The 14,956-nt window shown below is 61.4% G+C and carries 8 protein-coding genes; 7 read left to right on the top strand and 1 reads right to left on the bottom strand.

Annotation, left to right across the window (positions count from 1 at the left end; translation table 11 throughout):
* The first annotated feature begins 39 nt into the window (after window positions 1–39).
* From OU26_RS04690 to OU26_RS04665, 6 genes are all read left to right on the top strand, one after another.
* A complete protein-coding gene (locus tag OU26_RS04690) occupies window positions 40–6,072 on the top strand; it encodes an Ig-like domain-containing protein (protein WP_033498919.1) in 6,033 nt (2,010 codons plus the stop codon).
* A gap of 74 nt (window positions 6,073–6,146) precedes the next feature.
* Window positions 6,147–7,535 (top strand): AAA family ATPase, encoded by a 1,389-nt coding sequence (locus tag OU26_RS04685; protein ID WP_026646824.1) that lies wholly within the window; start codon window positions 6,147–6,149, stop codon window positions 7,533–7,535.
* Between the two features lie 79 nt (window positions 7,536–7,614).
* A complete protein-coding gene (locus tag OU26_RS04680) occupies window positions 7,615–8,835 on the top strand; it encodes a DUF58 domain-containing protein (protein ID WP_033498918.1) in 1,221 nt (406 codons plus the stop codon).
* Window positions 8,832–11,249 carry a transglutaminase TgpA family protein gene (locus tag OU26_RS04675; protein WP_026646822.1) on the top strand — a complete coding sequence of 806 codons (2,418 nt, stop codon included), beginning with the start codon at window positions 8,832–8,834 and terminating at the stop codon, window positions 11,247–11,249. The genes OU26_RS04680 and OU26_RS04675 overlap by 4 nt, the downstream gene beginning before the upstream one ends.
* The gene (locus OU26_RS04670) at window positions 11,246–12,106 is read left to right on the top strand and encodes a PP2C family protein-serine/threonine phosphatase (protein WP_026646821.1); all 861 of its coding nucleotides are present in this window, start codon (window positions 11,246–11,248) and stop codon (window positions 12,104–12,106) included. Before OU26_RS04675 ends, OU26_RS04670 begins: the two co-directional genes overlap by 4 nt.
* A 45-nt stretch (window positions 12,107–12,151) precedes the next feature.
* Window positions 12,152–12,814, top strand: coding sequence for a variant leucine-rich repeat-containing protein (locus tag OU26_RS04665; RefSeq protein ID WP_033498917.1), 663 nt, complete (start codon window positions 12,152–12,154; stop codon window positions 12,812–12,814).
* A 90-nt stretch (window positions 12,815–12,904) separates the two neighbouring features.
* On the opposite strand, the gene OU26_RS04660 is transcribed toward OU26_RS04665, so the two are convergent.
* Window positions 12,905–13,510: an FHA domain-containing protein gene (locus OU26_RS04660; RefSeq protein WP_026646819.1), complete on the bottom strand. Its 606-nt coding sequence runs from the start codon at window positions 13,508–13,510 to the stop codon at window positions 12,905–12,907.
* A 193-nt stretch (window positions 13,511–13,703) separates the two neighbouring features.
* Here OU26_RS04660 and OU26_RS10060 point away from each other — a divergent pair, with 193 nt between their 5' ends.
* Entirely contained in the window at window positions 13,704–14,936 is a 1,233-nt protein-coding gene (locus tag OU26_RS10060) for a hypothetical protein (RefSeq protein ID WP_152571320.1), read from the top strand.
* Window positions 14,937–14,956 lie beyond the last annotated feature (20 nt).

The following is a 14,956-nucleotide window of genomic DNA, read 5'->3' as shown; positions in this document are numbered from 1 at the left end:
CCGAACAGAACGCGAACACAGCCAAGGAAGAGCCAGCACATGAGCAAGCATAGGAACGTCGAGAACCAGTCGGCGCAATCGTACGAACGGCAAATGCGATTCGGATCGATGCTGAGCAAGCTGCGTCCGTCCGGCGGACGCCAGTGGATCACACCGATCGTCATGCTGCTTCTGCTGCTCGGCATCGTCGCCGGAGCCATCATCGTCAGCTCGGTAACACAACGGCATGTGCAGCTCGACGACGGCACCGTGTGGATCACCTCGCTCAAAGACCGCAAGGCAGCCCGATTCAACGTGAAGAACAAGGACGCCAACGCAGGCGTCTCCTCGGCGGCGGCACGGTTCGACGTGGCCCAGAACAACGGCGACACCGTGATCTCCGAAGGCACGAAGGCCAGCAACATCGAAGCCTCCACCGTCAGCGAAGGTGGCAGCACCACCATCAAATCCGATATCGAAACCGTCATCGGCGGCGACACGGCGGCATTCATCAACAGCAAGACCGGCAACGTCTGGGTTGGATCAGCCGGCGAGGTGAAGTCGATGAACCCCACCACCGACACTCCGAAGATGAAACTGGGATCCGGCGGCAAAATCGCGGTGACGCACGACGGCGTCGTATATGGCTACCGTCCATCCGACGGCACGGTGTTCAGCATCGACGGACCACAGGGCACGCTCGGCAAGGAAGATACGATCAAGGGCGCAGGCAACGCCGAATCGTTCACCGTGATCGGCAAGACGCCGGTCGTGGCCGGCGAAGGCAAGATCTTCTGGCCGAAAGGCAGCGCGGACATTGGCTTGCAAGGCAAGACGACATTGCAGGCGCCTTCCACGGATGGCAAACAGTCCGATTGGGTGGCGGCTTCGACGCCGCGCGGCATCGCCATGGTCGATCTTCACAGCAAGAAGGTCACGTCACTGCGCAATTCCGGCAAGGGCGAGGCCGCGCAGCCGGTGTCCACCAACGGATGCGTGTTCGCGGCATGGGCCCAGCAGGCCAGCAACTACGTCAAGGTGTGCGCCGCGGATGACGCCACCGCGCAATTCGGCTCGCTCGAGGACATCAACGCCACATCGCAGCTCGTGTTCCGCACCAACCATCGTCTGGTGGTGCTCAACGACGTGGTCAACGGCAATGTATGGAATCCCCAGGAATCCACCAAGGTCATCAAGATCCAATGGAACAAGATAGAGACCAAGCAGTCGAAGCAGCAGGAACAGAACAACGACAGCGCCAACAACCAGCACAACTTCAGCAAGAACTGCTCCTCGCAATCGGGACAGATCAAGGCCGAGGACGATTCCTTCGGCGCACGCGTGGGATCGGAGCAGATCCTCGACGTGCTGCGCAACGACGAGCAGACCGACTGCTCCGTGCTGCGCATCACTTCAGTGAGCGCACCGGACGGCGCCAACATCACCGTCTCCCCCGTATACGACGGGCGGTACCTGCAGCTCGACGCTTCGGCGGCCACCGCAGGCAACGTCTCCTTCAGCTATGAGATCTCCGACGGCCGTGGGCAGACGTCCAGCGCCAACGTGTCGCTCACGCTGGCCGATGATGCAGACAAGGCGCCTGCGCAGACCGACACTCCGCCGGAAATCGATGTGGAGCAGGGCGCTTCATACACCACCAACGCGTTGGGCAGCTTCTCCGATCCCGACGGCGATCCGCTGACTTTGGTGTCGGCGACGCCGCAGAACACCGACCAAGTGACCGTGTCCACGCGTGCCGACGGCCAGCTCGTCTTCAACGCCGGTTCCATGTCCTCGGGCCGCGCCGGCATCGAGGTCACGGTGTCCGATGGCCAGCAGACCGGCACCGGCATGATCTACTTCTCCGTGAAACCGGCGAAGACTTTGGCCGCGGTGATCGACCCCGTGGTCAAGCAGACCACGCCCGACACCCGTACCACGATCGCGCTCAAGCAGTATGTGCACGGCACCTCCGTAGAGCCCGCCGAGCTGACCGCGGCGGAAACCCCGTCCGGCGCGTCCACCACCATGAACGCCACCGACATGTCGATCACGTTCACCGCTTCCAATCCGGGCACCTACTATGTGCCGTACACCATCACGCAGGGGTCCATTCCGACGACCGGTCTGGCACGCGTGGAAGTACAGGCAGTGACCGGCGACGCGGCCAAGCCGGTCGCTGCGAACGATGTGGCGCTGCTCGGCGCGGACAATACCGCGATTGTGGAGCCGCTGGCCAACGACGTCGATCCGATGGGCGGCGTGCTGTCGGTGACCAACGTCACCGCCGATGCGCAAAGCGGCATCAAAACAGGCGTGGTGAGTAACAAGAGGGTCTATATCACCGCCCGCCAAGTGCCGACGAAGCCGGTGCGGCTCACCTACACCGTGGCCAACGCCGCGGGATCGTCGACAGGCGTGATCGTATTGCAGCCGCCGGCGCTGACCACATCGAACTCCGTGCCGAAGGCCGAGAACATCACCGCGCAGGTACGCACTGGAGGCATCGTCTCCGTGGACGTGCTCGACCATGTCACCTATTCCGACGGTACCACGGTGAGCCTGCAGAACGACCTGCAGTATGACAAGAACACGTTCAAGGGTCTGGTGTTCGTCTCCGGCAACACCGTGCGCTACCAAGCCACCGGACAGACCGGATCCTTCCCCGTCACCTATACGGTGAAGGACAACCTCGGCAACGCGGCCTCCGCCACCATCACCATCAACGTGCATGAGAAGGACGCGTCCAACAAGGCCGCGCCGACACCGTCCGATGTCGAGGCGCAGGTGGCCGCCGGGCAGAAGGTGCAGATTCCGATCACGCTCACCGGCATCGATCCGGATGGCGATGACGTGCAGCTTCTGGGCCTGGGCAACAAGGCGCCGACCCTCGGACGCATCACCGAAGTGGGCGCCACCTATCTCGTCTACGAGGCGTACAGCGATTCCTCCGGCACCGACACCTTCTCCTACGCCGTGGAGGATTGGACCGGACAGCGCGCCACCGCACAGATCCGCGTGGGCGTGTTCAAATCCGGCAACGATTCCGGCGTGTACGCGCGCGACGACGAGATCACGCTGCGACCGAACATCGCGGCCACCGTACCGGTGTCGCAGAACGACATCTCCGGCGACAACACGAATCTGACGGTGTCCAAGGACGTCCAATCACAAGGCATCAACGGCATCACGGTCGTCGACAACATGCTGGCGTTCACCACGCCGAAGCAGGCCGGCACGTACTACGTCGTCTACACCGTCAAAGACAAGGCAGGTCTGTCCGACACGGCCACGTTGACGGTGAACGTCGACGAAAACGCTCCCATCGATCCGCCGACCGCCTACGATTACCGCGTTCCCGCGGCCGCCACAATCGACAAGAAATCAGTGGATGTGGATGTGTCGCAGTGGATCGCCAACCCATCCGGCACAGCGGACGAACTGCAGGTGGGCGTCGATGCCTCCGCCACCGATCATGCGCATGTCAAGGGCGGCAAAGGCTCCACCACCATCACCGTGGACCTGACCAGCGAGGCCCGCGCGGTGCCATACACCGTCACCAACACGACGTATGGCATCACATCCACCGCGTTCATCCAAGTGCCCGCATATGGCGTGTTCCCGCCGACCCTGCGCCCGAAGGCTCCGGCGTTGAAGGTGAACGCAAGGGAGACCATCACCATCAACATCGCCGACTACGTGCGCGTGGGCGTGGGCAAGACCGCCTACGTGGACGGCGCCGATTCGGTGAGCGCCACAAAGGCGGCCGACGGCGACCTGTACGTCAACGACCAGACGCTGAAATTCACCGCGCCGAAGGACTACGCGGGCCCTGCCTCCATCACCTTCACCGCGGTGGATGGCAAGCGTGGCAAGGGCGACAAGGTGAAAATCGTCAATTCGGCGGTGCTCACGCTGCCGATCACCGTGATCGGACGAGACGTGCCCGCGCCGACGTTCTCCTCCTCCACCGTCGACGTGGTGGCCGGAGAAAGCGTCACCACTATCGATCTGACGGCACTGACTCATTCGGTCTCCGGACTGTACGACGATGAGAAGCAGTACACATATTCCGGCGGTTCAAGCGCCAATGGCGTGGATGCCAAGGTGAGTTCTGACGGCACATTGACTGTGTCGGCGGACAAGACGGCCACCCCAGGCACTACCATCAGCGTGCCGGTCGACATCAAGTATTCGAAGGGCACGGTGAGTGCCGGTATGACCGTTCGCGTCACCGCGTCCAACAGGCCGTTGGCCCGGCTCGGCGACAAAACCGTGAAGATCAAGGCCGGATCCAGAGAACAGGTGAATATGCTGTCCGACGCCTACAACCCGTTCCCCGACACCCCACTGACCGTAACCGGCTGCACATCCGACGGTGCTTCGAAACTGACCGTGGAATGCCCATCCGGCGGCGTGATCTCCATCACGGCGGCATCCGACATCGGCGCGAGCACCAACAAAGTGATCATCACCGCGCGCGACGCCACCAAGACGAAGGAACGCGAAGTGACCGGCACCATCAGCGTCTCGGTGATGGACAAGCCGGATGCGCCGCTGCTGTCCGCAGTGTCCGGCGACCCGCAGGACGGTGCCGTGAATCTGAGTTGGACGGCCGGTTCGGCGAACGGCAGCCCGATCACCGAATACAAGGTGGCCTGGAGTGGCGATGGTTCCGGAGAGCAATCGTGCGGGCAGAAGACCTCCTGCCTCATCGACGGCTTGAAGAACGGCAAAACCTATTCGTTCAAGGTGCAAGCCAAGAACGAAGTCGGCTGGTCCAAGGAATCCAACACCGTGGACGGCACGCCGGACAAGCTGCCGGATGCACCGACGGACGTGAAGGCCGAAGTCAACGGAAACACGATAAGCGTCACATGGAAGGCGCCAAACGGCAATTTCTCCGCGATCGACACCTACGAGGTGACCCTGTCCGGCAGGAACGCACCGGCGAAACAGACGACGAATTCCACCCGAATCGACTTCGAATTTGAAGCCAACGCGATCACCGATGGCGACTCGTATACGGCAACGGTGAGAGCCCACAACAAGGTGAACTGGAGCCAGCCGTCCAAGTCCTCCGACTCGGTCAAACCGTGGAGCAAGCCCGATGCTCCGAAGATTTCCGTGACGAACGACGACACCGAAGGAACCATCACCATCGAATCGGTGGGCAACACCCGCAATGCCGGATGCAGTGCCGTCGAGATTTCCGGAGACGTCACAAAGACCATGAAATGCGGCGGAAGCGCGCAGTTCGGCATACCCGAGCATGATCTCAACACAAAGGAATACACCATCAAAGCGGCAGTGGTCGGCAAGGAAAACGTGCACAGCGACGAAGTCGTCGTGAAGTTCACACCGAAATACACAATACAGGCGCCGAAGTCAGTCACCATCAAAGGACATGACGACGTGTGCACCGTCAGCTGGACGCCGTCAGGGCATGCCGACGGATTCATCGTGAACGCGACCGGACTCGGCTCCTATACCGCCAGCGATTCCGAAAAAAAGCATGATTTCCGCCTCTCCGAATGGCAATCCTGCTCCGAAGCCTCAGTCATCCAGCAATTCAACGGCGCGCAAAGCGCCGCCACGCCCGGCAAAGCCAATCCGGAATACGTCCATAAGGTGAAGGCCGTTATCAATGCGCCGACGCTCACATGGGACGCCAACGACACGAACCTCATCAAGGTCAGCGGCGGGTCGGCGACCATGTACGGCCAGCCCGGCAGGACCCTGATCACCTTCACCGTGAATGGCAAACCCCACGACTTCGATTGGACGCCGAGCACCAACGGAACGCTGGACGTCAAGGACATCCTGCCCACAGGCGCCGATTACGAGTGGAAGGCAAGAGTCGTGGGATCCGATCCCGCGTTGAACAACGAAGCCGACGGCAAGCGGCTGCTTGACAAGGACCGGTACACGCCTCCGGCACCGGTACCGGATCCCGATCCGGACACCGATTCCGGACAGGACGCGCAATCCGCCCGCGAAACCAAGCCCGTAGCCGCATCCGTCGCCCTGTCCACCATCGACGGCGAATCCAAACCTTGGATTCGCGGCCTGGCCTACTACGCGAGACGCTGACAGCACGCGAACGAGACCATCGAAATCAACCACAACCCACCGATCCGAGCACCACCACAACAAGGAGCAATCCCATGAGCAACGAATTCGACGACGCCACCCAGCTGGGTTCCATCGGACACAATCCGCGAGTTCCCGCCCAACCCGCCACGCCAGCGCAGCAGCCGCATACTGCCTTCCCCGCCCCCAGCCTGCCGCACCTTCCGCAGGATGACGAGGATCTGGAAGGCACCGTGCTGAGCACGCACAACGTCAAAAACCCGGTCGCCACGAAACCTGTGGCACCATCCACGGGCAACGCCCGCCAGCAGTTCACGCCGGCCGTGCCGACCCGGCAGACCGTGCAGCAGTCCCCCGTCTCTCCGGTCGCGCCCGTCTCCCCGACGGTTCCGGCACAGCCGACGACCCCGGTGACTCCGAACCAGCAGCAGTCGCGCCAGGCCGAAAACACCCCATCCGGGAAAAAGCAGCCGGTCATCGACACCTCCATGATGTCCGCGCCGAGCGAGGACATCGTCGAATTCCATGAGAAGTTCTCCAAACTCGTCGACAACGTCTCCCAAGTCGTGGTCGGCAAGGAGGAGCCGATCCGCCAATGCGCCACCGCCATGGTGGTCGGAGGCCACATCCTGCTCGAGGACAACCCGGGAACCGGCAAAACCCAGCTGGCCCGAGGCCTCGCCAACTCCATCGCCATATCCTTCAAGCGTATCCAGTTCACCCCGGATCTGCTCCCGTCCGACGTGGTCGGCGTCACCTTCTACGACCAGAAGAAGGGCGAATTCGAATACCGCGAAGGACCGATCTTCGCGTCCATCGTGCTCGCAGACGAGATCAACCGCGCCTCGCCGAAGACTCAGTCCGCGCTGCTCGAGGTCATGGAGGAGCAGAAGGTCACCGTCGACGGCGTCACCCATGAAGTGCCCCAGCCGTTCATGGTCATCGCCACCCAGAATCCAATCGAACAGCTCGGCACCTACAAGCTCCCGGAAGCGCAGATGGACCGTTTCCTCATCAAAACCACCATCGGCTATCCGAGCCATGACGTGAGCGTCGACATCCTGAAGCAGGTCAACGTCACCGACCGCGCCTCCACCGTGTCCCCGGTGCTCAGCGGCGACGACGTGCTGCGCATGCGCGAGATCAGCAAGAAAGTGCATCTCGACGACGCCATCCTCGAATACATCGTGCGACTGGTCGAAAACACGCGGCACAACGAACGCATCCAAGTCGGATCCTCCATGCGAGGCGCGCTCGCGCTGACCCGCTGCGCACGCGTATGGGCGGCCTCCGACAACCGCGGCTACGTGGTTCCGGACGACGTCAAGAACCTCGCCGTGCCCGTCCTCGCGCACCGCATCACCCTCACCGCCGAAGCCACCTTCGCAGGAACGACCCCCGAGCAGATGATCAAGCAGATCCTCGAGGAAGTCCCCGCCCCGACGCTGGGCGCCAACGCCTGAATCCAGCCATCCCCTAACCGGACCCGGCCACGCAACCGAACCCCGGCATACACTCCGACACAACCTGAAAGGTCAAGGAATGCGGCAATCGCAGACAATGCAGCGCAGACGAACCCTCAAACGGTCGCTGCGCCGCATCAGGCATCGCATCAAACGGCTGGTCACCTCATACGTCTCCCCGCTCGGATGGGTCGTGATGGCGCTCGCCATCGCCTCGCTCGTGGCGTTCAGCCTCCTCGGATGGCATGAGCTGCTGGCCATGGCGGCGGTGTTCATCGTCATGCTGGTCACAGCGGTCATCCTCTCGCTTGGCAACACGTCGTTCAAAGCGACCATCGACGTATCTGAAAAACGAGTCACCGTATCGGACACCGTGCAGGTCGAAGTCTGCGTGGACAATCCCGGACGCACCCCCACCGCCTCGGCCCGCGGAGATCTGCCCATCGGAGACAACCACGAGAAGTTCGCCATTCCGATGCTCGCAGCCGGCCAATCACGCCAGACGAACGTGGAATTCACCGCCGTCTCCCGCGCCGTGCTGCCCATCGGCCCCTTGTCGATCCGCAAAGGCGACCCGTTCGGACTGATCCGTCACGAAAAGAAACTCGTCGACCAGATCAACGTGTTCATCCACCCGCAGACCGTCATGCTCAACACCCTGAACGCCGGCATTCCACGCGATCTGGAGGGGCAGCCAAGCGGCGAAATCGTGGACGACGACCTCGATTTCTACGGACTGCGCGAATACGAGCCCGGCGATGATGTGCGCAACGTTCACTGGCTCAGCTCCGCGAAAACCGGCTCACTGATGATACGCCAATACGAGGCCACGCGCCGCACCGACACCGCCCTGACCATCAGCATCAATCCGGACGACTACATGGACGCCCGGGAATTCGAGCTAGCCGTGTCCATCCACGCCTCCATCGGCGTGCAATGCCTGCAACAACACCGTCCCGTGAGCACGCAGGCCGGAACCGAGCATGCGAAGCCGCGTAACACCACAGAGTTCCTCGACGGGTGCAGCGCCATCGAACCGGATCTCGACGACAATCCCAACCTCGCCCAGGCAACGCTTGCGAACGCCCCGGACTCGACCTTCTACTTCTTCACCGTCGGCAGGAACAAAGACATCGACTCCATCAAACGCATGGTGCTCGCGCTCCCCCGCTCCGCGACCTGCGTTGTATTGCAGGCCGTGACCGACCAACCCCGCGCCATCAAACGATATTCCGACTTCACATTGGCAACCGTGGGAGACCTCAACGATCTTCCCCTGATCATGGGGGTGTTGGCATGAGCACCACCAATCTTACGAATTCCACATACACCACGAACCTCACCGGAACCGGAACCGTCACCGGATCGTGGGCCGATTCCACGCACTCGGTCATCTGGATGTCCCGAGACGGCAAATCGCAGGCGCTGCCGAACCTCAACCGCCCCCGCATGGCTCAGTACGTGGGTCTGCTCGTATCCTCGCTGCTCACGCTCGCCGCGGCCAGCAATCTCATCGACGTGTACGGATCGGCCCAGGCATGGGCGGTGGCGGCGATTCCCGCCACCATCATCGGTTCGCTCGTCGCGCTCGCCGGGCTCGTCCCCGCATTGCGTCTGTGGTGGCAGATGCTGTTCATGGCACTGGCACAGCTGGTGGTCGGTCCCGTCATATTCCTGAACGACACCACCATCGCCCATGTCGTTCCGACGCTGCGCACGTTGACCCGAGGCTGGATGCAGATGCTCGGCTCGTTCAAGTACCTGCTGGCCATCGACCCGCCCACCGGCACTGGCGACGGCTCGTTGCTCGCCGTTTGGACGATCTGCCTATGGGCCGCGCTGCTCACCGGCATTTTCGCGGTGGCGGAGGATGGACGATTCACCACGATCGCCATCATTCCCGTCGTCGCGAATCTTACGATCTGCGCGTTGCTGGGTTCCTCGACTGGCTTCCATCGCATCGCGGTCGGCACGTTCACCGCGATTGCGCTGGTGATCTGGATCAGCGCGCGTTGGAAGCTGCTGGAGTTGGGCCGCTGGATCAGCTCCGTCATCATCGTGCTGTTGTCGGCCGCGCTGGCGATCGGCGGATGTCTGGCCGTCGGGCAGGACCGCACCATCCTGCGCGACCGGTATGAACCGCCGCTGAGCCCCTACGACTACACCAGCCCGCTGAGCGGCATGCGCTCGTACATCAAGAGCCACAAGACCGATGTGCTGCTGACCGCGAGGGATCTGCCGGCCGGCTCGACGGTGCGCCTAGCGGTCATGGATCGGTTCGACGGCAATGTATGGAATCTGTCCGATTCCACCATGGCCACGGATTCCTCCAATTACCACCGTGTTGGCGATACGATCAAGAACACAGCCAAAGGCAAGCGGTTCACCGCGAAATTCACCGTCGACGATGGTTTGAACGATTACTGGCTGCCTCTATCTGGCGCGGCCTCCAGCGTGGAATTCGCCAAATCATCGGATGCCGATTCGTTCTATTACAACACCGACACCATGTCGGCCATCTATCCTTCGCGCACCTCCAAAGGCCTGACCTATACGGAGACCGGCATCATGCCAGACGTGCCGACGGACAAGGAGATAGCCAAGGCGGACGCCGTCTCCATCAGCCAGCCCAAAGCCGACGATGTGCCCGACTGCGTGGACAAGCTCGCCACCGCGATCGCGGGTGGCCAGGCCAAGGGCGGAGAGGCCGCGCAGGCCCTCGCCAGCAAGCTCAAGGAGGCCGGCTGGTTTTCGCATGGATTAACCGGCGACTACCCGTCCAATGCCGGTCATGGCAATTACCGCATCAACCAGCTGCTCGCCGGCAGCGCCATGGTCGGTGACAGCGAGCAGTATGCGTCCGCGATGGCGCTTATGGCCCGCAGCCTCGGCCTGCCGAGCCGCGTGGTGCTCGGCTTCCTGCCGAAGAACGATGAGGGCGATATCAGCAACGACCGCACCGAGAAGCACGGCAAGTCGACCGTCACGAAATTCACCGGCAACGACATGACGGCATGGGTCGAGATCAAGCTGGACGGCTACGGCTGGGTGGCGTTCCATCCAACTCCGAAGGAGACGAAGATCCCCGACGAGAACCAGAATCTGACTCCGCCGAATCCGCAGACCCTGGTGCGTCAGCCTCCGGTGCCGCTCACCGATCCGCTGCGCGACGACACCCAGGCCAAGGGCAGATCGTCAATCGGCGGAAGCATGGCCGACGAGACGTCGGCGAACCTGTTCTGGCAGCGCTTCGGCAGAATCGCAAAAAAGGTCGCCATCTACGGCAGCCCCGTCTGGACCGTGCTCATCGTATGCGGTCTGCTGCTTGCCATCAAGGCGATAGCCTTGGCGAGAGCGCGCAGGCATGGCAGCGCGTCGCAGCGCGTCGCAGCGGGATGGCAGGCCGTCGCGGCCCTCGCCCGGCAAAGCGGCCTTGACATCCGTGGCACCCGAAACGAGCAGGCGGCGTCCATCTCCAAGCAGATGGGCATCGATACCGAAGCGTTGCTCGCTTTGGGCAAGCAGGCCGATTACGCGTCGTTCTCCGGAGACGAGGTCGCACAGAGCCAGGTGGAACGGTACTGGCACGACGTCATCGAAGAGCGAAGATTCATACTCGATTCGCTGCCGATGCTCCGCAGATGGCGGGCGAAGCTTTCCCTCGCGGACGTGTTCCACTTCCGTCGGATCGGGAAGAAAGGACGAAACCTATGAGCCTTGAACGCATTGAGGTCGGTCTGAACAGCGATATCGGATTGCGCCGGAAAGACAATCAGGACAGCGCCTTCATCGGTCACGGCGTGTACGTGGTGTGCGATGGCATGGGTGGCGGCAAAGGCGGCAAACAAGCGAGTTCCACCGTCGCCGAACGGTTCGCGCGGCTTGCCGACCAGCCGACGCGCGATCTCGACATGCTTGACGACACGCTGCTTCTCGCGCAACAGGACGTGCTGCGGCTGGGCGAGGAACTCGGAGGCGTGGCCGGAACCACGATCAGCGGCGTACTGCTGCCGATGCGATTCGAGGATGGAACCGTCTCCCCCGACGAACGTTGCTACATCGTCAACGTGGGCGATTCGCGCACCTACCATATGCGCGCCGACGAGAACGGCGCTTGGATGGCGGATTCGCTGACCTGCATCACCCGCGACCATTCGGAACGGCAGAACGCCATCGATTCGGGCGAGATGACGCCCGACGAGGCAAGCCGATGCATTCCGCGCAACATCATCACGCAATGTATCGGCGCTCCCGCCGGTATCAGACCGGATTGGTACGCCGCATGTGCCGACGGTCGATTCATCATCTGCTCCGACGGACTGCACGCGCAGATCAGCCGCGAACAGCTCGCCGGCATCGCGGCCGCGTACGCCGATCCGCAGATGGCCGCGGACATGCTGGTGCGCGCCGCGCTGGACGCCGGCGGCAACGACAACGTCACCGTCATCGTGGTTGATCTCCACGCCGACGTCCCTACCGGAAACGACTGGACCGTCAGCAAAATCAGCGATGACGAGGACATCAACGACATGTTGGATAGAACGCTGCAAACATTGCGGGTCGTTCAATAAGATCGTTCAATAGGATTAAGAAAAAGCCACGAGAACAAGGAGAATATGATGATCGATTTCGATGCCGCGGTGGCGGCCGTGCAGGATCCGAACGCGGATCCCGTGCTCCTAGCCAAGATCGCTTATGAGAATCCGGAGTTCGGCGCGAACGTCGTCGCCAATCCGCGCGCATACCCGGGACTGAAACGTTGGGTCGCCGAATTCGGCGACGAACGCGCCCGCCAGCAGCTTGTGGCGATGGGCTGGCCGGTTCCTCAGGAAGGCGTTCAACCGCAGGAGGAAGCCGATGCTGTCGCACAGCAGCAGGCCGTTGCTCAGCAGCCTGTCGCAGCCCAGCAGCCCGTCGCTCAGCAGCAGTACGTGCAAAGCGCGGATCTTTCAGCGTCCAATGATGTCTCGACTGAATACATCGATCCATACACGAATCCCGAGAACCTGTCCGAGGTGGCCGACTATTCCGCCGTCCAGCAGCAGAATGTCCAGCAGCAATACGTCGCGCCGCAGGGGGTCCCGGCAGAACAGGCCGGATTCACTGCGGAGCTCGCCTTGACCACCACGGATCAGATGCTGATGGCGCGCATCGCCAGTGAGACACCGGAGCTGCGTCCATGCCTTGCCCGCAATCCGAACATCTATCCGGAATTGCTCGCCTGGCTTGGACAGCTGAATGATTCGGCCGTCAACGCGGCCATCCGCCTGCGTCAGTAGCGTTCCGCCATTCCTTTTGGATATGGAAAAAGCGGGCTGTAGTGGAAATCCCACTGCAGCCCGCTTCGTATTACTCGCGCTCGAACAACACTACTGTTCGGAGAACGTGAAGAACTGGTCGCCGATGCGCACCGTGCACGGCGCCTCCAATTCCATCGGCTGACGCTCCACCTTGGTCTCCACATCGTCGCGGATGATGTACGTGCCGTTGAGCGACCCGTAGTCCTCGATCCACAGCGTGCCGTTCTGATCGAAGCTGATCGCCGCGTGATTGCGGGAAATGGTACGCGTCGGGTCTTCCAATTTGACAGCTTTGGCGCCTTCCGGCACATCCGCGGAAGGCTTGCGTCCCAACAGCACGCTCCTGTCCACGACCACCTGCTGACCGGTCTGCTCGTTGTCCAGCACGTACTCGCGCTTGGGCTGCTTCATGGTGAACGCGGAGGACAGCACCGTGCCGTCCCAGTCCATCTCCTCATCGTCATTCCGCAGGTCAGAAGCGTTCTGTGCCGCTTCATTCTGCACCACAGGCGCTTCCTGAGGCGTAGACGTTTCCAGTGCCGCGGATTGCGACTGCGTCACGGCTGCGGAATCATCTGCGCCAAGGGACGGCTCAGATGCGGGTTGAGACATCACTGTGGCATCATCGTCGTACCATCCCGGTTCGGGTGGCGGCGGATAAGGTAGAAAACTCATACCCCTATTGTAAAGATTTCCGTGATATTCATGACGACATATCCACCCTGTAATACGGCTAGGGCCTTTCCCGAAGCATGTCGCTAATCTGGACATCGTCAATAGCGACGAGAATAGCGACGAAATGCCGATTCATTGTTTTCCGCATTCGCGAATTCAACCCCAAAAGAAGAAGGCAGGACAAGGATATCCTATGGCCAATAAGACCCCTTACGGACAGCCGCAGTACGGCCAGTCTCCGCAGGCGCCGACGCCGAACCACGGTCAACAACAACCAGCTCCCCAGTACGGGCAGCAGGCACCGATGCCTCAGCCAACGCAGTATGGTGCACAGCCTGGTACGCAATATGGACAGCCGCAACAGCCAATACCCCAGCCGCCGCAATCGCAGCAAACACAGCGATATGGACAACCGATTCCGCAATACGGGCAGCAGCCGCAAATGTCTCAGCCTACCCAATATGGGCAGCCGCAACCAATGCAACCGTATGGGCAGCCGCAACCAATATCCCAGCAGCCCCAGCCGATGCCCCAGCCATCCCAGTCACCGCAATCACCCCGGTACGGACAGCCGCAATCATACGGGCAACGTCCGCCGATGCCTGGAAACCCGCCTCTCCAGCAGCCTGGCGCGGCATCCAAGAAACCGCCGATGCCCGTCATCATCATCGGAGCGGTGGCCGCGGTCGTCGTCATCGCGTTGGTGGCGGTGCTGTTCGTCACGAACCATGTGAGCCGTTCCGACTACAAGGAAGCCCAATCCCAAGTGGAGGCGCTGGAGAAAAGCTACAACGCCATCAACGAGGAACTGAGCTCGGCACTGTATTCGGAAGATAACGATTCCGCATACACCTACAGGAAGGTCCAAAAGAAGCTGAACACCTTCAAGCAGGACAGTGATGGGCTCGCCGCGCTGAAGGCGGTGAAAAAGGACAAGGACGTCAACGAGAAATACCAGCTCTACACGCAAAGCTACGCGAAATACGAGAAGTACGTCGGCGGGCTGACGCAGACCCTCCCCGTGTACATGAAAATGGCCCAGACATGCACGAAACTTCCTGATTTCGATTACTCCGACATGTCCTCGTACTACCGCGAGTATTCCAAGATGCTCGGAGAATGCTCCACGGCGGCCGGCGACCTGGCCCAATCGTCCATCAAATCGTATGCCGATTACGGCAAATCGATGAGGAATCACGCGGAGGACGCGAAGGACATCGTCGATGAGATAGTCGAACTCGACGTCAGCAATCTTGAGTATGGCTCCAGCAAATACAAGAAATTCCGTCAGCTCAGCAATGATTTGACCGAGCTTGACGACATCAAGTCGCTGGATACAAACACCTTGGAGCAGGAGGCGAACGACGCCGACCTGTCCAAGGCGCTCACGTCCTTGGACGAAACGCTTTCAGAAAAGATCAAGTGATTCCAGGCAGCATTTCGATT

The sequence above is a fragment of the Bifidobacterium ruminantium DSM 6489 genome, from assembly GCF_000770925.1.
In the GTDB taxonomy this organism is placed as follows: Bacteria; Actinomycetota; Actinomycetes; order Actinomycetales; family Bifidobacteriaceae; genus Bifidobacterium; species Bifidobacterium ruminantium.
This window is presented reverse-complemented; position numbering and strand designations above follow the sequence as displayed.